17 protein-coding genes and 1 pseudogene are annotated in these 25,541 nt (G+C 63.6%); 15 read left to right on the top strand and 3 right to left on the bottom strand.

Annotated features, from left to right (window positions below; translation table 11 throughout):
* Window positions 1-122 precede the first annotated feature (122 nt).
* A complete protein-coding gene (locus CKV91_RS00815) occupies window positions 123-1,325 on the top strand; it encodes a phosphoribosylaminoimidazolesuccinocarboxamide synthase (protein ID WP_021105087.1) in 1,203 nt (400 codons plus the stop codon).
* A 2-nt stretch (window positions 1,326-1,327) separates the two neighbouring features.
* Window positions 1,328-2,008: a phosphoribosylformylglycinamidine synthase subunit PurQ gene (gene purQ, locus CKV91_RS00810; RefSeq protein ID WP_021105086.1), complete on the top strand. Its 681-nt coding sequence runs from the start codon at window positions 1,328-1,330 to the stop codon at window positions 2,006-2,008.
* A 144-nt stretch (window positions 2,009-2,152) separates the two neighbouring features.
* Here the strand turns inward: purQ and CKV91_RS00805 are convergent, their stop codons facing one another.
* Window positions 2,153-3,106 (bottom strand): N-acetylglucosamine kinase, encoded by a 954-nt coding sequence (locus tag CKV91_RS00805; protein WP_036956949.1) that lies wholly within the window; start codon window positions 3,104-3,106, stop codon window positions 2,153-2,155.
* Between the two features lie 213 nt (window positions 3,107-3,319).
* On the opposite strand from CKV91_RS00805, the gene CKV91_RS00800 reads away from it, so the two are divergent.
* Window positions 3,320-3,757, top strand: coding sequence for a hypothetical protein (locus CKV91_RS00800; protein WP_021105084.1), 438 nt, complete (start codon window positions 3,320-3,322; stop codon window positions 3,755-3,757).
* Window positions 3,758-4,182: 425 nt separating this feature from the next.
* On the opposite strand, the pseudogene CKV91_RS10045 reads toward CKV91_RS00800, so the two are convergent.
* Window positions 4,183-4,586, bottom strand: a pseudogene (locus CKV91_RS10045) (pyridine nucleotide-disulfide oxidoreductase); the annotation flags it as partial.
* Between the two features lie 591 nt (window positions 4,587-5,177).
* Between CKV91_RS10045 and CKV91_RS00785 the strand changes: the two are divergent.
* The 8 genes from CKV91_RS00785 (at window position 5,178) to CKV91_RS00750 (ending at window position 18,407) form a co-directional block, all read left to right on the top strand.
* Complete coding sequence (locus CKV91_RS00785) at window positions 5,178-7,556, top strand: glycoside hydrolase domain-containing protein (protein ID WP_021105082.1); 2,379 nt, start codon at window positions 5,178-5,180, stop codon at window positions 7,554-7,556.
* Between the two features lie 18 nt (window positions 7,557-7,574).
* A complete protein-coding gene (locus CKV91_RS00780; RefSeq protein ID WP_015582095.1) occupies window positions 7,575-8,264 on the top strand; it encodes a hypothetical protein in 690 nt (229 codons plus the stop codon).
* Window positions 8,261-8,698 carry a hypothetical protein gene (locus CKV91_RS00775; RefSeq protein ID WP_015582096.1) on the top strand — a complete coding sequence of 146 codons (438 nt, stop codon included), beginning with the start codon at window positions 8,261-8,263 and terminating at the stop codon, window positions 8,696-8,698. Before CKV91_RS00780 ends, CKV91_RS00775 begins: the two co-directional genes overlap by 4 nt.
* Window positions 8,699-8,837: 139 nt before the next feature.
* Window positions 8,838-11,402, top strand: a complete 2,565-nt coding sequence (gene pepN / locus CKV91_RS00770) for an aminopeptidase N (protein ID WP_197691354.1) — start codon at window positions 8,838-8,840, stop codon at window positions 11,400-11,402.
* 421 nt (window positions 11,403-11,823) lie between these two features.
* Window positions 11,824-13,308, top strand: a complete 1,485-nt coding sequence (locus CKV91_RS00765) for an amino acid permease (protein WP_065860401.1) — start codon at window positions 11,824-11,826, stop codon at window positions 13,306-13,308.
* A gap of 9 nt (window positions 13,309-13,317) precedes the next feature.
* Window positions 13,318-14,322 carry an asparaginase gene (locus CKV91_RS00760; RefSeq protein WP_021104137.1) on the top strand — a complete coding sequence of 335 codons (1,005 nt, stop codon included), beginning with the start codon at window positions 13,318-13,320 and terminating at the stop codon, window positions 14,320-14,322.
* 113 nt (window positions 14,323-14,435) lie between these two features.
* On the top strand, window positions 14,436-16,691 hold the full coding sequence (gene purL / locus CKV91_RS00755; RefSeq protein WP_036956945.1) for a phosphoribosylformylglycinamidine synthase subunit PurL: 2,256 nt from the start codon (window positions 14,436-14,438) through the stop codon (window positions 16,689-16,691).
* Between the two features lie 372 nt (window positions 16,692-17,063).
* On the top strand, window positions 17,064-18,407 hold the full coding sequence (locus CKV91_RS00750; protein ID WP_021105078.1) for a dipeptidase: 1,344 nt from the start codon (window positions 17,064-17,066) through the stop codon (window positions 18,405-18,407).
* A 322-nt stretch (window positions 18,408-18,729) separates the two neighbouring features.
* Here CKV91_RS00750 and CKV91_RS00740 read toward each other — a convergent pair whose 3' ends face one another.
* Window positions 18,730-20,043: an anaerobic C4-dicarboxylate transporter family protein gene (locus CKV91_RS00740; RefSeq protein ID WP_065860403.1), complete on the bottom strand. Its 1,314-nt coding sequence runs from the start codon at window positions 20,041-20,043 to the stop codon at window positions 18,730-18,732.
* Window positions 20,044-20,554: 511 nt separating this feature from the next.
* Between CKV91_RS00740 and CKV91_RS00735 the strand changes: the two genes are divergently transcribed.
* From CKV91_RS00735 to CKV91_RS00720, 4 genes are all read left to right on the top strand, one after another.
* A complete protein-coding gene (locus CKV91_RS00735) occupies window positions 20,555-21,799 on the top strand; it encodes an MFS transporter (protein WP_021104144.1) in 1,245 nt (414 codons plus the stop codon).
* 736 nt (window positions 21,800-22,535) lie between these two features.
* The gene (gene purF, locus CKV91_RS00730; RefSeq protein ID WP_021104145.1) at window positions 22,536-24,032 is read left to right on the top strand and encodes an amidophosphoribosyltransferase; all 1,497 of its coding nucleotides are present in this window, start codon (window positions 22,536-22,538) and stop codon (window positions 24,030-24,032) included.
* Between the two features lie 6 nt (window positions 24,033-24,038).
* The gene (gene purM, locus CKV91_RS00725) at window positions 24,039-25,106 is read left to right on the top strand and encodes a phosphoribosylformylglycinamidine cyclo-ligase (protein ID WP_021104146.1); all 1,068 of its coding nucleotides are present in this window, start codon (window positions 24,039-24,041) and stop codon (window positions 25,104-25,106) included.
* Window positions 25,107-25,239: 133 nt separating this feature from the next.
* On the top strand, window positions 25,240-25,443 hold the full coding sequence (locus tag CKV91_RS00720) for a DUF3073 domain-containing protein (protein WP_021105074.1): 204 nt from the start codon (window positions 25,240-25,242) through the stop codon (window positions 25,441-25,443).
* Window positions 25,444-25,541 lie beyond the last annotated feature (98 nt).

Genomic DNA, 25,541 nt, shown 5'->3' with positions numbered 1-25,541 from the left:
AAGAACGAACCTGTCGAAGTGTCCTGAAACCGTTGATCTCCGGGGCTGCTCGCGACCTGACGGTTCGGCGTCCCCCGTGAGAGATTGAAACGTGACGGGGTGAAACGTGGCATGATTCGACCATGGCCACTTCTGTCGATGCCCTCGATCTGCCTCTCATCGCCGAAGGAAAGGTGCGCCGTCTGTACCGCCTTCCCGAGCCGGGGCGGCTGCTCATGGTCGCCACGGATCGCATCAGCGCCTACGACCACATCCTCAGCCCCGAGATTCCCGACAAGGGCAAGGTGCTCACCGGGATCTCGCTGTGGTGGTTCGATCAGCTCTCCGACATCGTGCCCAACCATCTCGTCTCCACCGACGTGCCACCGGTCGTGCAGGGCCGCGCGATGGTCGTCGAGGAGCTTGACATGTTCCCGGTCGAATGCGTCGTGCGCGGCTACCTCACCGGTTCGGGGTGGAAGGAGTACCAGCACAGCGGCACGGTGTGCGGCATCAGCCTGCCCGAAGGACTGCAGGATGGCTCCAAGCTCCCCGAACCGATCTTCACCCCGGCCACCAAGGCCGAGTACGGCGAGCACGACGAGAACATCGACTTCGCCCATCTGGTCGCCATCGTCGGGGCCGACGCCGCCGAACAGCTGCGTGACCTGTCCATCGCCATCTACACCCGGGCCGAGGGGCTGGCCCGTGACCGGGGCATCATTCTCGCCGACACCAAGGTGGAGTTCGGACGCCGTGCCGACGGGACCATCGTCCTGGCCGACGAGGTGCTCACCCCAGACTCCTCACGGTTCTGGGAGGGATCGACCTGGGCCCCCGGAGGTGCCAACAAGTCATTCGACAAGCAGTACGTTCGTGACTGGCTCACCGGCCCGTCGGGGTGGAGCTCGTTCTCCGACCAGGAGCCTCCTCGACTGCCCGATGACGTCGTGGCCGCCACTCGCGCCAAGTACATCGAGGCCTGGTCCCGGCTGGCCGGGGTGGAGGACCCGCTCGGTGACGCCTCCACGCTGTCCGATGTCGAGGGTTCCCGCGGCGCAACGATGGGGAGTGCGCCGCGCAGCCCACAAACCGATAGGATCGGTGACATGACACGTGTTGTGGTGGACGTCATGCCCAAACCCGAGATCCTGGACCCGCAGGGAAAGGCCATCACGGGTGCCCTGGGACGTCAGGGTCACGAGGGTCTGACGGTACGTCAGGGCAAGCGATTCGAGATCACTGGTGAGGGTGTCGAGAATCGGCTTGACGAGGTACGCACCGTCGCCGAGGAGATGCTCGCCAACACCGTCATCGAGTCCTACGACATCCACGTGGAGCAGTGATCATGGCACCGAGGATCGGAGTCGTCACCTTTCCCGGCACCCTTGACGACCAGGATGCCGTTCGCGCCGTGCGCATCGCCGGGGCCGAGCCCGTGAGTCTGTGGCACGCCGACGCAGACCTGCACGGTGTGGACGCCGTCATCCTGCCCGGCGGGTTCTCCTACGGCGACTACCTGAGGGCTGGTGCCATCGCGGCCCTGTCGCCGGTGGTCGGCGAGATCAAGAAGGCTGCCACCGCGGGGATGCCGGTGCTGGGTATCTGCAACGGCTTCCAGGTGCTGTGTGAGGCACATCTGCTGCCCGGCACCCTCATGCGCAATGAGCAGCGCCGGTTCCACTGCACGGTTTCCGAACTCATCGTTGCCAGCAACGACACGGTGTGGACCTGCGACATGACGGCCGGACGGGGCCTGCACATCGCGGCCAAGCACGGTGAGGGCAACTACGTCGTCGATGCCGAGACCCTTGCCCGGATCGAGGAGAACCATCAGGTGGTCTTCCGGTACCGGGACAATCCCAATGGTTCCGTGCACGACATTGCCGGTGTCACCAATGCCGCAGGCAACGTCGTGGGTCTCATGCCGCACCCGGAGCACTCGGTGGAGATGCTCACCGGCGGCTCGGTGGACGGTCTGACCTTCTTCGCCTCGGTGCAGAAGTTCTTGGCTGCCCAGTCCGCGTGACGCTGACCATCTGGGTGCACGGTCTCCTGGTGAGGTCGTCGCGGACGGACATCGCTCGACCGAAGTCGCTGGTGGCCTGACCAACGTCCTTGCGTGTCGGGATTCCTGCGTGTCGGGATGCCTGCGTGTCGATGATCGCGCGGCTCAGCTGACGTCTGCCCTGCTGACACGCCGACCCAGTGCAGACCGTGGATCCACGGCAGGCAGTGCAGCAGCTCCGTCCAGCCCCTCCCCGATCGGCTCGACGATCCGGGCTCGTGGTGCCAGCCGATCCAGCCCGATCTCGAGGGACTCGCGGATGAGTGCCGAGCGCATGACCCCACCCAACAGGGCGACGGGGGAGTCCTCGTCCCCAAGCCCCACGCGGCGCAGGCCGGTGGCCGTGGAGCAGGCGAGCTGTGCGCCGGCCCGACGACAGATCCCCATCGACACGTGGTCGCCTGCTTCGGCCGCCAGACTCACCTGGGCCGCCCAGCCTGCGATGCGTGCCACCTTGTTCGGGTCGGCGTGCAGCTGCAGGTAGGCCTGCTCGATGTCGTCGAACTCGGTGCCGATGGACTCGGACAGAACGGTGGCGGGGCCGCGTCCGTCATGGGCGCGCAACACGGCCCGCATTGCCTCGCGTCCCAACCAGAAGGCCGAACCGTCATCGCCCAGGAGCCATCCCCAACCGTCCACCCGGGCCGCCGCAGTGGGCCCGACGGCGAAGGTGATGACTCCGGTGCCAGCTGCCGTGACGACACCCAGCTGATCGCCCAGGGCGCCGAGGTACGACGTGATGGAGTCGTGGGCCAGCAGCACTCGACCGACTCCATAGGGCTTGAGGGCCGCAAGAACTGGAACGGGGTCTTCGTCGTCGCGGGCTCCCGATGACCCGATGGCCACTGTGCAGTGGGAACCGGTGACTTCGGGGTGCGCCGCCACGACGTCCGCCATGACGGCCGCAAATTGCGGGGCGAGGGGGAGAGCAGTACGTACACCGGATGAGGTGACCATCCACCCTGGCCCCCAGGGGCCAGGTTCGCAGCGGACTCGGGTGCTGGATTGTCCGGCGTCAACAGCCAGGAAGGGGGACTCACTGCGCACGACATCACTCATGGGTTCAAGATTATGAGGCAGATTCGAGGCAGCGTCTGATACGGCATCCCAGGCTTTCCACCTTCTGCGGCGATGTCACTCAGGCTCGAAGTCCTGGCTCGCAGTGACGAGGGCGTCGGGCAAACCAACGAGGCTGCCTGTTGACGAGGTGCTGGTACCATAGATGCGTACGGAGCGGTGTGCGGTTGCTCGGCGAGAACTGAGGGGGCGCCGATGAGGGGTCTTCGGTTCGGGGCCGTCATGACTTCGTGTGTGTTGCTCTGTTTCGGCGGGGCGGGTTGCAGCACGATCCAATCTGAGGCGGATGTGCAAGCAGCGGATAGCGCCGACGTTGCCGTGCCCCGTGCGCTGCGCAAAGAGTTGGACTCGCGGGGGCTTGCCTCCCCGGCTGAGCGTGCGGACGCCGCGCAGGTGTGGTTTAACGAGACCAGGCCGATAGACATCTCTCTTGGTGGCCATTGGGTGGTGCGTAGTCGTGAGGGGACCCGGTTGCGTGTCGACTTCTACGTCCGTGTGGAGTCAGGCTCTCTTCTGCCACCTGACGGGGGGAAATCGGCACACTCGGTTGCGTGTCGGGTTTACGACGTGGCCCATGGGGTGACGGTCCAGCAGGTCGATTGTCCAAAGGAATCGCTGGATGACCTACCCTGACACGGCTGCCCTTGCCCGGGCTGGGTCCTGAGACCCCCACCTGCCGTTGTGAGGCCAATCATCACGGCGACGCCTTGCAGGCGGGGGCAAACGTCGGTGCCAACGACGAGAAGGGGTACCACAACACTTTCACCGACGTGATATCCATGAACCCCGGTGGTCGATCGTCCCTCAACCCTCAAGGCGTACCGCGCACCCATGGCCTACGGTATGGACACAGCCTCCGTCCATGGTGGTTCACAGCTGCGGTCGTGCTGCCGGGCGCTGAGAAATTGCTTGGGACAGCGTTAACGACGCTACTCCAATGATCAGTGCTATCGGGATTGGTGCGTAGCTGGTCGTCGACGGTGATGTAACCGCGCTCGTCGGTTGCCACTCCGGCGGCCTCAAGATGGAGGTCCTCGGTGGCGGGGGATCTGCTAGCTGCCACCAGACACCTTCACGCTGTGAGGCCCGGTGAAGCTGGCCACCCCGTCAAGGAGGAGTACTTTGCCTTTCAGCATGACGTGGTTGGCGTGGTTCAGTCTGGCGATGAGGGTGTCCCGGTCGGCGACGGCTGAGGTGAAGTAGGAGACGGGGTCGCGCTGTCCCGCTTGGATGCCGAGTCGATGAGGTCCTTGGTGGGTACGTACGCGTCGTTGATGCAGCTGCCCCCGTACATCTGTGCTGATCTCTCGACGAGGGCGTCTTTGCGTTCCTCCGCCGCCAGACGTCCGGCGATCGTTTTGCCGGCCTTGCCCCATCCGATGACCAGAACATCGGCCGTGGACTCTTTATTCAACAATGGTTTGCCCTTTCGTATATACGCGATTGGTGACCGGTGGTTCATCAAAGCGCCGACGATGCTTTGTGAGCTGGTTCAGCAGGGCACTCGGCTTGCTGAAGCTCGACTCATGCTTGGGTGAGGCTTAGGGAGTCCCTTTTGGTCGATGATCACGGCTGGCTTGTTGTCGTTGTGATTACCGGCCTGACCACGGTATTGTGTGAAGACACACGGCTAAGGGCCAGTAGAATGATACGAGACTATGTCGGGTAGGCGTGATGTCCACGATGATGTGTTCTTCATGCAATATTCATTGACACCGATCATGCTTATGCCATCGAACCGGGCGAGGTCGTCGATCAAGACACGCTCGCCCTAGACAGTACTCTGTTGATCGCGGTGCGTTGCGCGATCGCGGGTGCCCCCGGGGATCGAGGTGATCCTCGGTTCCGAGTAACCATGACGATTTTGATCCCGCAGTTGTCTGGAAGGGCTTCGACTATGGGGGATCTTAGCTTCGTATCTGGGCAAAGATGCTATACTCTGATTTACGAGGGGCGTGTTTGTATTCTATCCGTGTTCGAGGGTTGGTTTAGAAACATGAAGATCGTAATAATTAAAATTAGGTAGCCTACGGCTAGCACAGATAGGGTATGTATGGACGAGCGGGTGCTGGATGCCCAGAGGTGGGTCAACACGACCTATTCGGGGGTTGCAGGGTATGAGCGTTGCCCCGAGAACGGCAAGACGAACTGGGCGACGATGTACTCGCTTACCGAAGGCTTGCAGCACGAGTTGGGAATCCAGAAACTGTCGCATGCGTTCGGTCCGACCACGATGTCCAAGGTGGATGCCCGTGGTGGTGTCGGGCCAGGTGAGCGGAACAAGAACATCGTCAATATCATCAAGTGTGCCTTCTACTGCAAGGGCTATCCCGGTGGGAATTTCGATGGGATCTGGAATAGTTCACCCCCTTTTGGGCCAAAGCAGGATGCAGTGGCGGGGTCCTTGTATACCATGACCGACAACATGGGTATTGGGAAGCAGGAGAGACTGAATGCCAAACTGTTCAAGGCCTTGCTCACAATGGATGCTTACGTCCTAGTCGCCGGAGGTGATCCGGAAGTTCGTAAGATCCAGCAGTGGTTGAATGGCCGGTATTGGCGGCGTAGTTTTGCAACGCTTATCCCTACGGAGGGACATTATTCACGTGACGTTCAGAAATTACTAATGAAGGCCCTTCAGTCTGAGTTTGGGATAGCGGACGCCTCGGTGAATGGGAATTTCGGGCCGGCGACCCAACGGCAGTTGGCAGCCCATAGTTTGAAGCCCGGTGATAGTGGCGTTCTTGTCGAGTTGCTGTCTGCGGCCTGCGTCTTCAACGGTGCTGTTCCAAGTGGTGAAGACATGGTTCATACGGTGTTCAAGGCTACGTTTGATGACAAGTTGGCCAAGTATATTCAGGCATTTCAAGCATTTAGTTTGCTGCCAGTTACCAATCGTGTGGACTACGCTACTTGGTGTCAATTACTGGTATCCACGGGCGACCCAAATCGCACGGCTCATGCATGTGATACGCGGTTCACAATCACTGAGTCTCTTTCACATTCGCTGGTCAAATCGGGTTATACGGTGGTAGGTCGGTATCTTGATGAACCCCCAGGCGGCACGTTAGACAAGAGACTTAAAGATGGTGAACTCCAGGCCATCTTCGCTGGGAACATGAGGATGTTCCCCATTTGGCAATACAATTCACGCCGGCTGATCGATTTCTCTTTCGACTCTGGGTGGGAGCACGGGAACAAGGCACATGACCGTATGGTCCACTACGGTTTCAACCCAGGTGCCATTGTCTACTTCGCGGTGGACTACGACGCGACCGATCCTGAGATTGACAGCAACATTATCCCCTATTTTCGGGGAGTTCAGGCGGCCTTGGCTAGCCGAGGCCATGCCTATCGCGCCGGCGTCTACGGTTGCCGCAATGTCTGCTCGCGCGTGTCAGAGCAGACCTACACGGTCAGCTCCTTCGTCTCGGGGATGTCGTGGGGCTACTCCGGTAATCTCGGATTCCCCCTCCCATACAATTGGTCATTTAACCAGATCCAGGAGATCCGCTACTCTGCTGACTTGGACAAGGAAATTGATTTGGACCGCGATGTGCACCGTACGAAAATTGATCCGGGGATTGGCCCGGATGGAGTGGGTGGGCATACACCGTCAAAGTTGGAGGACACCTTGGCTAAAGTTGACCAGGTCCATGACATGGCGGCGAAATTCGGTGGGGGCACCAGTGACGTCGCCCTTATCAACAAACGGGTGCTGGAGTTCCTTCGACACCCGAAGTACACCCGTCTCTACAGAGGTTGGAGAGTCTTGCTCGGGGCTCCCGATGAGGACTGGCTTGCGGCAGCTACGAGCGAATTCCACTGGCCTCTGATCACGTTCACGGATCCTATTTACAATGAGACCGTATCAATGGATCATCTCGCCGCGACTGCCAACGCCGTCATGCTTATGGGCTGGGGCGACGAGAAAAATGCGAACCGAGGCGATTTCGGGGGCTGGGGTGGTGACCTCTCGACCTTCTACGCCGACTGGATGAACAATGAGAGGAGTTATGCATCGGGCTATGCGTTCTGTATGGATCGGCTTGCTCATCGCGGCGTCGAGTCGTCCTTCGGTTTCTCGGACATGATCGAAGATGTGGATGGATATCTTCTGGGTCGGGCAATCCGGGCCGGTAGGCCCTTCAAGACAGTGCTGAGAGAATACGTGACTGGCCAGGCAATCACGACCCGCTTCCGCGACTTCTACCAACTGCGGTTCAACTCGTCGTCCGATTCTGTTGAGAAATCGGCTCGGGCTATGTTTTTCGATTCATCCGATTCCGTCCTACACAAATTGCAAGTAGCAGCGGTGGAGATGCAGATCAGAGATAAAGCTCTGTTGCCGGAAGTACTGCCGTCGGAGAAATTGTCCCCATTTTTTGAAGGTTTCGCCAAAATTGTCAGCCAGCTGGCGGAAAGCGCGTGAAAGGAAAGGAGCGCGGCGATGACACGCAATTCCCACAAGATTCCCCGTCGTGCCCTGCTGGGTGGTATGGCCGCAAGTGGACTAGCGGTCGCTCTGGCACCCGAAGCCTTTGCCCTGCCACAGGTCCCGGCATCGCCCATCCAGCCTTCCCGCGCGCAACGATGGTCTGGGATGCGCAGCGTCAACGACTGGCCGATCGGTGCCGCTGCTGCTGCGCAGACGGTCGAGGGTGCAGGGATCGACGTGACTCTGACGACCGGTGCACCGTCGGTCGTGCTACTGCACGCTTTGAGGCGCATCAACTACGAACTTGTCTCATTGCGTCCCGGTGACGTGGCAGGGCTCCAGCATGACCGGAATGTTGCCTCACCGCAACGCTCCAACCTTCTGTCCGGGACGGCCTTCCTGTTTCGTGAGAGCTTTCTTCCCTACGGGTCAACGGGTGATCTTTTCCCCGATGAGATCGTTGTGCTGGAGGATATCGTTGCTGAGTCTCGAGGGGTCCTGGCCTGGGGTGGACATCTCAAGGTGCCTGACCAGTCCTTGATCTACCTCGCGAAGGGGCCGACTTCACCCGAGGTGGGACGGTTGCAGAGCCATTTCGACATGGTCGATCACGTGGATGCTTCAGGAGGAGCTGGTACCATAAATGCTTACTTACCTGAGCGGCGTGCGGCTGCTGTGCGAGAACTGAAGGGGCGCCGATGAGGGGTCCTCGGTTCGTGGCCGTCATGACTTCGTGCGTGTTGCTCTGTTTCGGTGTGGCGGGTTGCAGCACGATCCAGTCTGAGACGGATGAGGATGCCGCGAAATGCGCCGACTATGCCGTGCCCGATGCGCTGCGCAAGGAGCTGGGTTCACGGGGGCTCATCTCTCCTACTGCGCGTGCGGACGCCGCGCAGACATGGTTCAGCGAGACCATGCCGACAGACATCTCTATTGGCGGCCATTGGGTGGTGCGTTGGCGTCGGGGGACTCGGTTTCGTGTCGACCTGTATAGGCATATGAGGTCTGGCTCCCTGCTGCCACCTGACGCGGGAAAATCGGCATCCTCGGTCGCGTGTCGGGTTTACGACGTGGCCCATGGGGTGACGGTCCAGCAGGTCGATTGTCCAAAGGAATCGCTGGATGACCTACCCTGACACGGCTGCCCTTGCCCGCCGGCTCGTACCCGTCAACAGCGGACATGAGACACCCTGATCGGTTCGAGGTACAGCTTCATCCGGAGGAACTGCTCGGTTTGGATGCTCATGGCACGCGCCACTGCCATACTCTGGTGGTGTGAGTACGAAGAATCTGACCCGCGACGAGGCCCGTCACCGCAGCGAGAACATCGCCGTCCATCGTTACCACGTCACCCTGGACATCCGGCAGGCTACCGATCCGCACACCAGCCGGTTCCGCAGCACCACCAAGGTGCGGTTCAAGTCACAGGTCACCGAGACCTTCCTGGACCTGCTCGACGCCGAGGTCGAGTCCGTCGTCATCAATGACCAGCCGGTTCCGGTCGAGTACGACGGGGCTCGTGTCATGCTGCGCGGGCTGAATCGGGGCAAGAACGTCGTCCAGGTCACGGCGAGCCTGCCGTACTCCCACTCCGGGCGAGGACTGCACCGATTCGTCGATCCCGCCGACGGCAACACCTACCTCTACACGCATTTCGAACCTGCCGATTCCCGGCACGCCTACGCCGTTTTCGAGCAGCCCGATCTCAAGGCGCACTTCGACGTCGACGTCATCGCCCCTGAGAACTGGAGGGTCATCGGAAACCAGGTGCACGACGACTCCGAGACCCTGGACGATGGCAGCGTCCTGCACGACTTCCGCCTCACCCCGCGCATGGCCTCCTACCTCACGGCCATCGCCGCAGGACCCTATGTGCGACGCACGAGCTCGTGGACCTCCTCGGACGGGGCAGAGACCATCGAGCTGGGCCTGCTGTGCCGCGCGTCGATGGAACAGTACCTGGACGATCATGACATCTTCCACATCACCCGCAAGGGGCTGGAGTTCTACCACCGGGCATTCCACTACCCCTACCCGTGGGGCAAGTACGACCAGATCTTCGTGCCGGAGTACAACCTCGGAGCCATGGAGAACCCGGGATGTGTCACCTTCACCGAGCGGTACCTGTTTCGTGAGAAACCGACCCGCGCCGAACTCTCCCAGCGTGCCAACACGATCCTGCACGAGATGGCCCACATGTGGTTCGGAGACCTCGTCACCCCCAAGTGGTGGGACGACAACTGGCTCAAGGAGTCCTTCGCCGAGTACATGGGGGCCCATGCCAGCCAGGCAGCCACCGAGTTCACCGACGCCTGGGTGAGCTTCGCAGTGGGACGCAAGGCGTGGGCCTACACCGCCGATCAGCTCTCCACCACCCATCCGATCAGTGCCGACATCACGGATCTGGACGCTGCCAGTCAGAACTTTGACGGCATCACCTACGCCAAGGGCGCAGCGGTGCTCAAACAGTTGGTGCACCACGTCGGGGTGGAGAAGTTCTTCGGTGGGGCACGCAGCTACTTCCGCGAAATGGCCTACGGCGCGGCAACTCTCGACGATCTGCTGCGCCACCTGGAGAGGTCGTCGGGTCGGAGCCTGAGCGACTGGAGCGACGCTTGGTTGCGCACCTCGGGTCTGGACACCGTGTTGCCCGAGTTGCACGTCGACGACGGTCGGATCACCGATCTCACCATCGTACGGGACTCAGTGGATGCCCGTACCGGGCAACCCGCCAATCGTCCGCACACCTTGGCAGTGGGGCTGTACAACCTCGATGACGACATGCTCACCCGTAGCGAACTCGTCGAGGTGGACATCACCAGTCCACGGACCCCCGTCAAGGCGGTCACCGGCCATCGTGTTCCCGACCTCGTGCTCATCAATGACGAGGACTTCTCCTACGCCAAGGTCCGGCTGGACGAGGGCGGTACCGATGTCGCCCTGGACCATCTCTCCGATCTGGACGAGCCGTTGACCCGTGCCCTGCTGTGGTCCGTGCTGTGGAACGCCGTACGCGATGCCAAGCTGTCGGTTGACAGCTATCTCAAGGCCGTGGCCAGCCATGCCGGCAAGGAGACTGATCCTGCCATCCTCGGTCAGGTCCTCGGCCAGGCGCGCCAGGCCGTGTCCAGCTACCTGCCTCAGCAGGCCGTGCCACATGCCCGCCATGAACTGGCTGAGCTGGCATGGCGGGAACTTGATGCAGCCGAAGCTGGTTCCGACGTCCAGATCGTCTGGGCCCGCCACGCCCTCGTCGTTGCCGCTGGGGATCCGGCCAGTGCGGCACGGGTCCGTGCCATGGTGGATGGTTCCACGCTGCCCGACGGGTTGAGGATGGGTCCCGATCTGCGATGGGACGGCTGGATCGCCCTGGCGGCCGTGGGGCAGGCCAGCGAGGAGGAACTGGATGCCGAACTTGATCGCGACCACACCAAGAACGGCGTCAACTCCCACCTGTGCGCCATGACAGCACGTCGTGACAACGGTTACGTCCGCGACATGTGGCGCCGACTCATGACTCCCGGCGAACTCACCAACGAACACGTCGACGCCGTCATCGCCGGACTGCGCAAGCCACTGGGCGCAGACCTGTTCTGCGACCTCGACTCCGGCTATTTCGACGATCTGCAGCGGATCTGGGAGCAGTTCCCCATCGAGATGGCGACTCGTCTGGTTGTTGGTCTGTTCCCCTCCGATGATCCGGAAACCAATGCCGAGCAGGCTCAGCAATGGTTGCAGGACCACCCGGAAGCCCCTGGTGGGTTGATCCGCTTGGTGCGGGAACGCCGTGACCTGGCTGCCAGTGCCGCCACGGCTCGTGCCTTCAACGCCGCCTGCTGAAGCTGAGGACGAGGTGTCCTGGCCCCAACTTTCTGGGAGCCGCGCACCGTCCGAGGCCAGAGAGCTTCTGGGCCACACGCCCTTCTGGGGTTCGCGTCGCCGGGCCTGCTGGGAACTGGACCCTCTGAGTCCGCGTCACCGGGCCTTCCGGGAATCGCGTCGGGCTGGCGTGAGAACCTCTGATACCTGACAATGGTTTTCGCACTGGGCGATGATCCCGTGCCGAGCGATGACGCTGGAGCTGACGATGGCTCCAGATGACGGTGACTCGCACTCACCGCGATGCTTGGTTCTGCCGTCCTGCGGCTGACCAGCAGGTCGGCAGGGGGCTGGTGAATTTTTCGTTCTCAGGGAATTCGCCGTAATGTCTACTCAAATGTACCGGCGCACCAGTGCGGCTCGTGACCGGTGAAAGGAGATCATGGTGGATGCACCACAGCCGAACAGGCACACTGGCACCCATCTCGTCGACGCAGCTGACGAGGGTTATCACAAGGGGCTGAAGAATCGCCACATCCAGATGATTGCCCTGGGTGGTTCGATCGGGACCGGGTTGTTCCTGGGTACCGGCGGTCGTCTTGCCCTCGGAGGCCCAGCCCTGGCGTTCTCCTACGCCATCTGCGGCCTGTTCGCCTTCGTCATGGTGCGTGCCATGGGGGAGCTGTCCATGCATCGCCCCTCATCGGGCGCTTTCGTGTCATATGCACGTGAGTTCATGGGTGAGAAGGGGGCCTACGTCACCGGGTGGTTGTTCTTCATCGACTGGGCCACCACCGTCATGGCCGACATCACCGCCGTCGCCCTCTACCTGCACTTCTGGACGTTCTTCCAGCCAGTGCCGCAGTGGGTGCTGGCCACGATCGCCCTGGCGATCGTCTTCTCCATCAACATGGTCTCGGTGAAACTCTTCGGAGAGGCCGAGTTCTGGTTCGCCGCCATCAAGGTGACGGCCATCCTCCTCTTCATGGTGGTGGCGATCTGGGCCGTCGTCACCGGTCACGCCGTGGGCAACTCCCATGCCGGATTCTCCAACATCTCCCAGCACGGTGGCTGGTTCCCCAAGGGCGTGGCTCCGATGCTGACGCTGTCCTTGGGCGTCATCTTTGCCTTCGGTGGCACCGAGATGGTCGGTGTGGCTGCCGGTGAGGCCGAGGAGGCCCGCAAGGTGCTTCCCAAGGCCGTCAACTCAATGATCCTGCGTATCTTCGTGTTCTACGTCGGCTCGATCGTCCTCATGACCCTCGTCCTGCCGTGGACCGCCTACTCGTCCACCGAGTCGCCGTTCGTCACCTTCTTCGCGGGGATCGGCGTGCCCTACGCCGGCGACATCATGCAGATCGTCGTGCTCACCGCAGCACTGTCCTCGCTCAATGCTGGCCTGTACGCCACCGGACGCACACTGCGTTCCCTGGCGGTCGCCGGTGAGGCCCCCAAGGTCGCTGCCAAGCTCAACAAACACGGAGTCCCCGCCGGTGGCATCGCCATCACCGCCTCACTGGGCCTCATCGGAGTGTTCATCAACTACCTGTACCCGTCGAGGGCCTTCGAGGTCGTCATGAACCTGGCTGCGATCGGCATCGCTGGTACGTGGATCTCGATCCTCGCCTCCCACATGGTCTTCGTGCTCAAGGCCCGCAAGGGGGAGGCCACCCGCCCGTCCTTCCAGCTGCGCGGTGCTCCGGTGGCCAATGTCGTGACGATCCTCGTCCTGCTGGGCACGATCGTCGCCATGTGGTTCGAGCCCGAGGTGGGTCGCCCGACGATCTTCCTGTTCCTCGGGGTGTGTGTCCTCATGGTGCTGGGATGGTTTGCCGTGCGCAACCGTATTCGTGGCGATCTGCTCGACGAATTCCTCGACGACGAACTTGACGACGTCAACGATTCCGCGGACCACGGCGAGAGGTGAGGAGGCCAGATGCGTATCTCGGTGCTGTACACGGGTGGCACGATCGGCATGGTGGAGACTCCCCAGGGGCTGGCCCCCGGGGCTGATCTGCAGGGTTGGCTCACCGACCTGCTGGCCGGCACCGATCTGGCCGGACAGGTGGCCGTCACCACCATGGAGCCGCTCGTCGACTCCTCGAACGTCACTCCACTGCTGTGGCAGCGTATCGTCGATCAGATCCGCCGGGACGACGAGTCCGACGGGTTCGTCGTCCTGCACGGTACCGACACCATGGCCTACACCTCGGCAGCCTTGTCCTACGCCCTCACCGATCTCGACCGGCCGGTCGTCGTCACGGGATCGCAGCTTCCGCTGGGCACCCCGAACTCCGATGCCGATGCCAACGTCATGGGGGCACTCGAGGCTGCCAGCAGTGGGAGGCTGCACTCGGTGGCCGTCTTCTTCGACCACGAACTCCTCGACGGTGCTCGGGTGACGAAAGCCTCCTCGTACGACCTGCGGGCCTTCACGTCTCCGAACGTCCCCCTGCTGGCTCGGCAGAGCCCGACGTGGCAGTGGCTGCGTACCCCACAGTCCGGGCAGGGTTGGGGCGAGCCGGGTTCCAGCCGCCCTGCACCATATCGACGCTGTGACGTCCCGGTGTTCTCCATGGTGCCCGGCATGGGGACTGACCGGTTGACGTCCATGCTGCGTCCGCTGCCCCAGGCAGTGTTGCTGCGCGCCTTCGGGGTGGGCAATGTGCCCACTGAGGAACCGGGGCTCATCACAGTACTGGAGCGCACCATCGCTGCCGGGGTACCGGTCGTCGTCGCCTCCCAGTGCTACCAGGCCGACGTCGACCCCAACAGGTATGCCGCCGGTCGTGAGCTGGCCGAGGTGGGAGCCGTTGGTGCACGGGACATGACGGTGGAGGCGGCCTATGCCAAGATCTGTTTCCTCATCTCCCAGGGGTTGCGGGGCGGTGAGTTGGCACGGTGGATTGGTGTCAACATTGCCGGGGAACTGACGAGCTGAGTCGTCGTCCCCATGCCCGCTCGGTGCGACATCTGATTCTTCCCCGTGCATGAATGCATCGGAAAAGCACCCTGCCTTGTGCCAGTGACGTCAATTTTCGATAGATTTGATCCGTGGTAGACACAGTGGATAACGCCGTCGCAACTCCTGACGAAGCTCAACCTTGGCAGGAACTTGGTCTCACCGGTGACGAGTACACCCGTATTCGCGAGATCCTGGGCCGCCGTCCCACCGGTGGCGAGTTGGCGATGTACTCGGTGATGTGGTCCGAGCACTGCTCGTACAAGTCGTCGAAGATCTACCTCAAGAAGTTCGCCGCGCTGCCCCAGCAGACCCCGCGCGGCCCGTTGTTGGCCGGTATCGGCGACAATGCCGGCGTGGTCGACATCGGCAACGGCCTGGCCGTCACCTTCAAGGCCGAGTCACACAATCACCCCTCCTACGTCGAACCCCACCAGGGCGCGGCCACCGGTGTGGGTGGCATCGTGCGCGACATCATGGCGATGGGTGCCCGCCCGATCGGCGTCATGAACGCCCTGGCCTTCGGGCCCCTGGACGCTCCCGACACGGCGCGGGTGCTGCCCGGAGTGGTGTCCGGCATCGCCGACTACGGCAACTGCCTGGGTCTGCCGACCATCGGTGGCCAGACCCTCTTCGACCCCACCTACTACGGCAACCCACTCGTCAACGCCCTGTGCGTCGGTGTGCTGCGTCACGAGGACCTGCAGTTCGCCAAGGCGTCCGGAGCAGGCAACCTCGTCGTCCTCTTCGGAGCTGCGACCGGTGGCGACGGCATCGGCGGCGCATCCATCCTGGCCTCCGACTCGTTCGCCACGGAGGGGGAGTCCAAACGTCCCAGCGTGCAGGTCGGCGACCCCTTCATGGAGAAGCTGCTCATCGAGTGCACCCTGGAGCTGTTCAACGCCGGGGTCTGCGAGGCCCTGCAGGACTTCGGTGCCGCCGGGATCTCGTGTGCCACCAGTGAGCTCGCCAGCGCCGGGGACGGCGGCATGCACGTCGAGCTGGACCGCGTCCCGCTTCGTGACCCGAACCTCGCCCCCGAGGAGATCCTCATGAGCGAGTCCCAGGAGCGGATGATGGCCATCGTCACACCGGCCAACATCGACCGGTTCATGGAGATCTGTGCCCGGTGGGAGGTGCAGGCCACCGTCATCGGCGAGGTCACCGACTCCGACCGGCTGTTCATCGACTGGCACGGCGAGCGAATCGTCGACGTCGACCCGCACACTGTCGCCCACGACGGCCCGGAGCTTCACATGCCCACGGCCCGCCCCGACTGGATCGACGGGGTCAACGCCAATGACGCGAACGCCCTGCCGCGCGACAACTCCGGTGCGGCGATTGCCCACGCCATCACGGCTCTGGCCGCCTCCCCAGCCCTGTGCGACCGGTCCTGGATCACCGACCAGTACGACCGGTTCGTACGCGGCAACACCGTGCTCGCCCAGCCCGAGGACGCTGGCATGATCCGCGTCGACGAGAGCACCAACCTGGGCATCGCCCTGTCACTGGACTCCAACGGACGCTACAGCCTGCTCAATCCGTACCTGGGGGCGCAGCTGGCGCTCTCGGAGGCATACCGCAATGTTGCCGTGAGTGGCGCCTGCCCGATGGCGATCACCGATTGCCTCAATTTCGGTTCCCCGCTGGACCCGGCGGTCATGTGGCAGTTCTCCGAGGCGATCCTGGGGCTGCTGGACGGCTGCCGGGAACTCGAGGTTCCGGTCACCGGAGGCAACGTCAGCCTGCACAACCGTACTGGCGATGAGTCCATCCGGCCCAACCCGTTGGTGGGTGTGCTGGGCGTCATCGACGACGTGCACACTCGTATTCGTGCGGGATTCAGGCACACGGGCGATGCCGTGCTCGTGCTCGGTGAGACCAAGTGCGAGTTGGGTGGCTCGGTGTGGGAGGACGTCCTGCACGACGGCCATCTCGGCGGAATGCCTCCGATGCCGAACCTTGCCGCCGAGAAGGCTCTGGCCACGGTGATGGCCGCTGCGGCGCAGGAGGGGTTGCTCTCCTCGGCACACGACCTGTCCGAGGGTGGCCTCGCCCAGGGGCTGGTGGAGTCGTGCCTGTACGGCGACCACGGCGTCTCGCTCACCTTGGAGGGTGAGCCCACCGTTGAGCTGTTCTCCGAGAGCCCGGCTCGTGCCGTCGTCTCACTGCCCGCCGCCAGCTATGGCCGCTTCGTCGAGCTCTGCCATGACAACGACGTGCCGGTCAACCGAGTGGGCGAGGTCGTCGCCACCGACAAGATCGAGATCCAGGGGCTGTGCACCGTCGATCTGGACGAGGTTCGCGAGGTCTGGGCCGCGACGATTCCTGCCGCGATGGAGCACTGATCTTCCGAGGCCACCGATCCTCGACGTCTCGGGGGATCACGCCCTTTCGGCTCTGGTTTCCGGTGATTCGGCCCGACAGGTTCAGGTTTTGCGCCGTGACGTCTTGAGGATGCACCCGGGACTCGTGTCGCTCCTTCATCGAGTCGAGCATGCGGTCCCCACGTGCAGCGGACGTCAGTCGTAGCCCTCAGCCATGATCAATGTGGCAGACAGTGAGTCGGTCGATGCCCCAATTCCCGTTGCGGTGCAGCAGTTCTTCGTGCGTGTCATGTGTGGCAATCGGTTCAGACTCCTCGTCCCACACCTGCATGCCAACGGCGTAGCCCCTGCGATCAGGTCGTGCAGCACATCGCGGACAACTAAGCTGGCGGCATGGATTTCACTTCTGATCTTCCCGTTCTCCGGGCCAAGGTGGACGAGCTCGCCGACGGGGCCGTCGAGCAGCTGAGCCAACTCATGGCCATCCAGTCCGTCAGCTCCCTCAACCCCGACGGGGTGAACGAGCATGCCCAGGCAGTCGCCGATGCTGCTCGGGCCGCCGGCGCTGCCGACGCCACCGTCGTCAGCGAGGCCGGGGGGTTGCCTGCCGTCATCGCCCATTGGCCGGCCCCCCAGGGTCAGCCGACCATCCTGCTGTACTCCCACGGTGACGTCCAGCCCACCGGGGACGTCTCCCAGTGGCACTCCGAACCATTCGTCGCCACCAAACGCGGGGAGCGCCTGTTCGGGCGCGGAAGTGCCGACGACAAGGGCGGAGTCGTCTCCCATCTCACGGCGCTCAAGGCCTTCGACGGCAACCCGCCGGTGGGTGTCACCCTCTTCGTCGAGCACGAGGAGGAGATCGGCTCGCCGTCCATGACCTCCATCATCGAGGCCCACAAGGACGAGCTCGCCGCTGACGTCATCGTCGTCGCCGACTCGGTGAACTGGGACCAGGGCGAACCCTCGGTCACCACCACCCTGCGTGGAGTGGCCGACTGCGTCGTCGAACTGCGCACCCTGGACCATCCGCTGCACTCCGGGCAGTTCGGTGGTGTCGTGCCCGACGCCCTCACCGCCATGTGCAAACTGCTGGCCACCCTGCACGACGAGAACGGTGACGTCGCCGTGGCGGGCCTGCACAGTGCGGAACCGGCATCCGTGGAGTACCCCGAGGAGCGGCTGCGCACCGAGACCGCGATCCTGGACGGCGTCGACTGGCTCGGCACCGGCAACCCCGCCGACAAGATGTGGACCCGCCCCTCGCTGTCCGTGCTGGCCATCGACGCCACGCCGGTGGCCGAGGCCATCAACATCCTGCCCTCGGTGTGCCGCGCCAAGGTGGGCCTTCGGGTGGCCCCCGGTGGCGATGCCACCCAGGATCTTGAAGCTCTCATGGACCACCTGCGCACCCACGTCCCCTACGGCGCCCAGGTCGAGGTCACCCCGGGGGAGGCGGGCGCTCCCGGCGTCGTGCCGTTCGAGGGGCCCTACGCCGAGATCGCCAACCAGGCATTCAAGGCGGCCTGGGGAACCGAGCCGGTGCAGATGGGCACCGGAGGCGCCATCCCGCTCATCACCGACCTGCAGCACGCCTTCCCGCAGGCCACTGTGCTCGTCACCGCCGTCACCGACCCGGACTCGCGCATGCACGGACTCGACGAGTCACTGCACCTGGGCGACTTCCGCAAGGCGATCCTCACCGAGGCCCTCATCCTGGCCGGCATGGCCAAGTGATCCTGCCCGGGTGATTCTGGATCAGGCTGATCCTCTGACGATTCTGACTCAGGCGGCTCTGATCCAGACGGCCTTGGGTCGCGTGTCACGCGACGAGGTGGCCCAGTGGACCCGCGGGGCCACCAGCCCGGGGCAACAGTGCGGAAGGTCGTCGAATGCAGATGACCTACGACCCCACGGGATCATCGGTCCGACGTCCGTTCTCGACTGGCACCAACCCCGCGACGGGCGTGTCCCATGACTCGTCTCGCTCTTCGCAGGGTGGGGTCCTCGGCACTGGCTGATGATGGTGGTCACACCCGCGTGATGTGTTCACCGGTCGTCACAGCACCAACGGCGCCAACAGGAACCCCAGGATGATCGTTACGATGATCGACACCGTTCCGGGGATGACGAACGGGTGGTTGAGCGGGAACTTGCCCGCCCGAGTCGACCCGGTGTCATCCATCTCGATCGCTGCGACCGTCGTCGGGTAGTTCGGCAGGAGGTAGTAGTTGGCCACGGCGGGGTAGCAGGCGACGAGGGCCACTGCCGGCAGGCCGAGCTTGACCATGAGCGGCATGAACGCCGCCGTCGTCGCCGCGTGGGAGAACATGAGTGGGGCGGCGAGATAGAAGAACACCCCGAGCAGCCACGGCTGCGCCTGCAGCGGACCCTGCAGGGCGGACTTGATGGTGTCCATGTACGCGGTGACGAAGGTGTTGCCCAGCCACGCAAGGCCCATGATGCTGATCGCCGCGCTCATGCCCGAGCGGAAGGTCGACTGAGTGGTGATCGTCGAGGTTGGCTTCCTTGCCAGCAGGCAGACGACGACGGCACATGTGAGCATCATGAGCATGATGGCGGGGCTGGAACCCATGGGCGGATCCTTCACGAGACCCACCTCGGGGCTCGTGAACGTCGCGTAGAGCACGACGAGGATGAGGGTGACGAGGAAGGCGACGAGGCTCGCCACGGCCCCCTTGGGAGCCTTGTAGTCGGCGTTCCCAGTGCCGGGATCCCTCACAAGTCCCTTGGCCATGCGGTCCTTGTATACGGGATCGTCGGCGAGCTCCTTGCCCATGTGTCCGGCGACGGCGGCACCTACGATGGTGCCGATGAAGGTCGTCGGGATGATGATGGCCAGGCACTGCAGGTACCCGACGTGGATCGGTTCGAGGATGGTCGTCAGGGCGATCATCGCCGCGGAGATGGGTGAGGCGGCCACGGCCACCTGGGAGGCCACGACAGCGATGGACAGCGGTCGTGACGGACGCACACCGTGCTGCTTCGACACGTCGACGATGACTGGGATGACGGAGTACGCCGTGTGGCCCGTCCCGCACAGCAGGGCCATGAGGTAGGTGACGACGGGCGCGAGGAAGGTGATGTGCTTGGGGTGCTTGCGCAGGAGTTTCTCGGTGAGGTGGACGAGGTGGTCAATTCCTCCGGCGAGCTCCATGGCGGCGACGGCGCAGATGACGGTCATGATGATCCCGATGACCGACCACGGAATGGCCTTGGTGGAGTCGGTGTGTACTCCCGTTGCGGCCAGTACGAGCACACCTGCCCCGCCGGCGAGGCCGATTCCGATGCCTCCAAGTCTTGACCCGAAGACGATGAACGCGATGACGATGAGCAAGTGGACCCAGAACACGGTGAGTGTCTCCTGACCGTTCGGACGTAGCAGGTGAGAAGCTTCGCAGTGGTGCAGCTCGGAGGTGCCGGGTCTGGCTGCAACCGAAGCAAGTTTCGCGTATAGATACTAGTGGTAGGTACCTGCAGTGCGGCAAGTTGGTTTCGCGCGTTGCCAAGTACGCCTCCCAAGTCGGCTCAGCCCCGCAGGGGGGAAGATGCCCACCTTTGCCACCGATGCCTCGGGACGATTCCGTGTCATGAGTCGGGGCGATCCGCCTCATGGTCTGGGAGATCTACCACGACCGTGGCGGGTGTCCGCGGGGTGTTCGGCGTCAAGGACGATGGCGGGCTCCTCGATTCCAGCGGAGGCGTGTCGGCAGCTACCATGACGACGTCGCCGTAAATTTTGGCGGCAGGGGTGCAGCTGCACATGCGCCAGATCCTCAGCAGGGCGCGGGCAGCAGACTGCACGAGGACGTCAGCAGGGTGGGGAGACGTCGTGCCCACCTCGTCGTCTCGAGAGGACTGCTGTGACCTCCCTGTCGTACCCTGACCTGTTTCGTCTCACTGGCCGTGGATTCGTCGTCACCTCGTTACTGGCTCGGCTGCCGTTGGCCATGAGTCAGATGGGAACCATGTTGCTGGTGTCCAGCCCCTTGGTGGCAGGGCGCATGGGTCCCGGGGGTGCTGCCGCCGGGGCCGTTGCTGCTGCCATCGCCGTCGGTTCCCCGATCGTGGGGGCACTCACCGATCGGCACGGGCAGCGCACCACCCTGCTCGTCCAGTCGATCGTCGCGGGCCTGGGCCTCATCGGTGAGGCCGGGGCCGCCCTGTACGGGGCGGCCTGGCCGGTGATCGCCGCGATCGGCGTCGTCATCGGCCTGTTTCTGCCCCAGGTGGGCACGATGGCGCGCGTGCGGTGGCGTCAGGTCGCAGCACACCATCCGCCAATTCGAGCTGGGGTGTTGGAGACCTCGTTCGCCTGGGAAGGAGCAGTCGACGAGGCCTCCTTTGCCCTGGGGCCAGCCCTGGTGGGCATCCTCGGAGTGATCTTTGGACCGGTACCCGCGCTCATCACCGCCGGTGTCATCCTGCTCGTCTTCGGCAGCTGGTTCGCGGTGCATCCCACCGTTCGGCTCGTCGCACCGCACCCTGCCACCACCGAGCACGCCCAGGGGCGTCTGCTCACCCTCGGCACCGTGCAGACGACGATCGGCATCCTCTTCATGGGGCTGGTCTTCGGCACCGTCCAGACCGGTACGACGAGCTTGGCGACTCAGGCGGGCCAGCCCGGGTATGCCGGACTGCTGCACGCCCTGCTCTCGATCGGGTCGGCCAGTGCGGGTCTCCTGCTTCCCCGGCTGGCCAGGCGTCTTGACATGGTGCGACGCTGGCAGATCTTCGCCCTGGGGCTGGCCGTGCTCTCAGTGCCGCTGCTGTTCGTGCACACATTGGGCAGTGCCGCCATCGTCATGGTGATACTCGGTCTGGCGGCCGCTCCCTACATGATCACCCTGTACTCCAGCGCGGAACGGGTGACTCCGGCCTCCCGGCTGGGCACGGTGATGACCCTGCTCGCCGCGACGACCTCGCTGGGATATGCGGTGGGGGCGGCAGCAGCCGGCCGAATGACCGACCTGCACGGCCCCATGGGCGGCTATGGCCTCACGGTAGCCGTGGGTGCGATGGCATTCATCCATGCCTTGTGTGCTGCCCGGCCGGTTCTGGCGCGGGCCGAGTCCCCGGTGCACATCGACGTGTCGGCGCAGGATTGATCATCCTCGGGCGCAGGCGCCACTCCCGTGCCCGGCTGCGTTGGGTGACGATTTTTGTCAGCTGGTCCCTCGGTTCCTCACTGTGGTGCCTGGCCCCGCTGTCTGGTGTCATTTTTGTCGGTTGAGGTGTTGCATCGTCGCTCATGTGGTCCGTGCTGGAGCGTGGCGTCATTTTTGTCAACCCGTGAGTAGGGGGTTGGCGTGGTGCGCCCTGTCTGGCCGATCCGAGGTCTGGCTGCCCCGGGGTGCGACAGTGGTCCGGGGGTGCGACAGTGGTCCTGAGGTGACGATTTTTGTCGCCACGGGCTCTGTGCTGCTGTGGTGTGTCGAGGCTTCTCGGGCTGACATTTTTCTCATCACGGGTCTTGTGTCGTCGCTGCAGTGCCGAGGTACTTCAAGTTGACATTTTTGTCAGTTCGAGGACCTGTACCGCTGCTACGGTGCAAGACGGCCGTGGGGTGACGATTTTTGTCACAGGATGTCATGAATCATCACAGGTGTGGCTCGGCCGTGTGTCTGGTGACAAAAATGTCGCCAGACACACGAACCTCTGCCTCGTGGTGTCCAGTTGTTCCAGGCAGGGGCTGCTTCAGTCAAGACTGCTCCAGTCAGGGGCTGCTCCGGAGCCGGGCAACTTCCGACAGGGCTGATCCGGAGCCGGGCCCGGTCGTGGCTGTTCATCGGTGGCTCGCGGCCTACCGGCGCGAGAATGGTGCAGGTGCGATAGGGTGGACAGGTGAACCGTGCTGACGGAAGGCTCACTGCAGACCTCGATCCCTTCGACCATGGCCCTCAGGACGAGTGTGGTGTCATCGGTATCTACGCCCCCGGTGAGGACGTTTCCAAACTCGTCTACTTCGGCATGTACGCCCTGCAGCACCGCGGGCAGGAATCTGCCGGTATGGCGGTCTCGGATGGTAGACGAACCATGGTCTTCAAAGACATGGGGTTGGTCTCGCAGGTGTTCGACGAAGCGACCCTGAACTCCTTGGCGGGGCACCTGGCCATTGGCCACACCCGCTACTCCACCACCGGCTCGAGCGTGTGGGACAATGCCCAGCCAACGTTCCGGTCCATGCCAGACGGCGGTGGACTGGCTCTGGCGCACAACGGCAATCTCACCAACGCCGATGAGCTCGAGCAGCTCATCGCCCAACGCAATCCGGAGGGCACCGTCCCGCACAAGGAGCGCATGGACTCCTCCAACGACACCTCCTTGGTGACGGCACTCATGGCCACCTACGACGGTTCGGTCGAGCAGGTGGCCGCGCAGGTGTTGCCCAGGCTGCGTGGTGCCTTCAGCCTCGTCCTCATGGACGACAACACCCTGTACGCCGCCCGCGACCCCCAGGGCATCCGCCCGCTCGTGTTGGGGCGTCTGCAGAACGGCTGGGTCGTCGCCTCCGAGACGGCAGCCATCGACATTGTCGGCGGCACCTTCGTGCGTGAGATCGAACCCGGCGAGATGGTGACGATCGACGAGGCCGGGCTGCGCACTCGGCGATTCGCCGAGGCCCGACCCAAGGGCTGCATCTTCGAGTACGTCTACCTGGCTCGCCCCGACACGGTCATCTCGGGGCGCCGGGTGCACAACGTGCGCGTCAAGGTGGGCAAGATCCTTGCCCAGGAGGCTCCGGCAGACGCCGACCTCGTCATCCCGGTGCCGGAATCGGGCACGCCGGCGGCGATCGGGTATGCCGACGAGTCGGGCATTCCCTACGGCATGGGACTGGTGAAGAACAACTACGTCGGGCGTACCTTCATCCAGCCCTCCCAGACCCTGCGCAACCTGGGTATTCGTCTCAAGCTCAACCCGCTGCGTGACGTCATCTCGGGCAAGCGCCTGGTCGTCGTCGACGACTCGATCGTGCGTGGCAACACCCAGCGTCAGCTCATCCGCATGCTGCGTGAGGCCGGTGCCAAGGAGGTGCACGTGCGCATCTCGTCCCCGCCGGTGCAGTGGCCGTGCTTCTACGGCATCGATTTCGCCACCCGGGCCGAACTCATCGCCCCCGGCCTGAGCATTGACGAGATCTGCCGGTCCATCGGCGCGGACTCCCTGAGCTACATCAGCCTGGACGGGCTCACCCGTGCCACCCACGTGCAGCCCGACGAGCTGTGCCGGGCCTGTTTCGACGGCGTCTATCCGGTGGACGTCCCCAAGGGATCGCAGGCCATGCTCGCCGACGCCACCCTTGACCCCCATCAGCCCACCCCGAAAGACGAGGACTGACCAGTCATGACCCACGAAACCGCGTATGCCCGCGCCGGCGTCGACATCGCTGCAGGTGACCGCGCCGTCGAGCTCATGAAGGAGCATGTGGCTGGTACCAGGCGCCCCGAGGTGCTGGGCGGTCTGGGGGGATTCGCCGGCTTCTTCGATGCCGCGGCGTTCAAGGACTACCGACACCCGGTGCTGGCCACCTCGACGGACGGGGTGGGCACCAAGGTGGACATCGCCCGTCGGATGAAGGTCTACGACACCATTGGTTTCGATCTCATGGGCATGCTCGTCGACGACCTGGTCGTGGTGGGCGCCGAGCCGCTGTTCGTCACCGACTACATCTCGTGCGGCCACGTGGATCCCGAGGTCATCGCCTCGGTCGTCAAGGGGATCGCCCAGGCCTGTCAGAAGGCTGGATGTGCCCTGCTCGGCGGAGAGACCGCGGAACATCCCGGGTTGCTCGCTCCCGATGAGTTCGACGTCGCTGGAGCCACCACAGGTGTCGTGGAACGCGACGAGATCCTCGGCCCCGAGCGTATTGCCGAGGGCGACGCGCTCATCGCGGTGGCCTCCTCGGGGCTGCACTCCAACGGCTACTCCCTGGTGCGTCACGTCCTGCTGGAGCAGGCCGGCTGGACGCTGGACCGTCACGTCGACGAGCTGGGACGCACCGTGGGTGAGGAGCTCCTGGAACCGACGATCGTCTACGCCGCAGACCTGCTCGCCCTGGCCCATCACAGCGAGGTGCACGCCATGTGCCACGTCACCGGCGGCGGACTGGCCAACAACCTGGCCCGCGTCATGCCCAGCCACCTGACGGCCACGATCGAACGATCCACCTGGTCCCCGGCCCCGATCTTCCGGCTCGTCCAGGAGGTCGGAGCCGTCTCACAATCTGATATTGAGGAAACCCTCAACATGGGCGTCGGAATGGTCATCGCCCTGCCGGACGATCAGGTGCCCGAAGCCCTGGAGTTCCTGGCAGGACGTGGCCTCACCGCATGGCAATGCGGCACCGTGGCCTCCCGCGAGAGCTCCGACGTACCTGCTGTCTCGCTGCTCGGTGGGTATTCCATGGACTGATGCGTCAACCTTTTGCGCTCAGGTGAGGGGTGTGCTTTGGCACTGACCCGTCGCCTCCGGTAGCCTGTGTCTCACGACAGTAATAGGACCTACGGCGGCAATGCCGCGATGACAAGCGAGGGGGTCGACCCATATGGGGCGCGGCCGTGCAAAGGCGAAACAGACCAAGGTCGCTCGCGATCTGAAGTACCGTTCGGTGAACATGGATCTGGAATCCTTGGAGAGAGAACTTCGAGGTGATCGAACCCATGAACAGACTCACCACGACGATGACGGATTGTCCGACGAGTACGCCGATCTTGCCGAGAAGTACGCACACTACGGTGAGGACGACTGAACTCAACCAGCCATGACTGGTGCTCAGCAGCGGTTGGCCCGACAAGGCCAACCCTGCTCTTTCACTGTGGTGAACCTATTCCTTCAAGTGGGTGAGCG

This window comes from Cutibacterium granulosum (genome assembly GCF_900186975.1).
GTDB classification, from domain to species: domain Bacteria; phylum Actinomycetota; class Actinomycetes; order Propionibacteriales; family Propionibacteriaceae; genus Cutibacterium; species Cutibacterium granulosum.
Note: the sequence above shows the minus strand (reverse complement) of the source record. Positions and strands in the feature narration are given on the sequence as shown.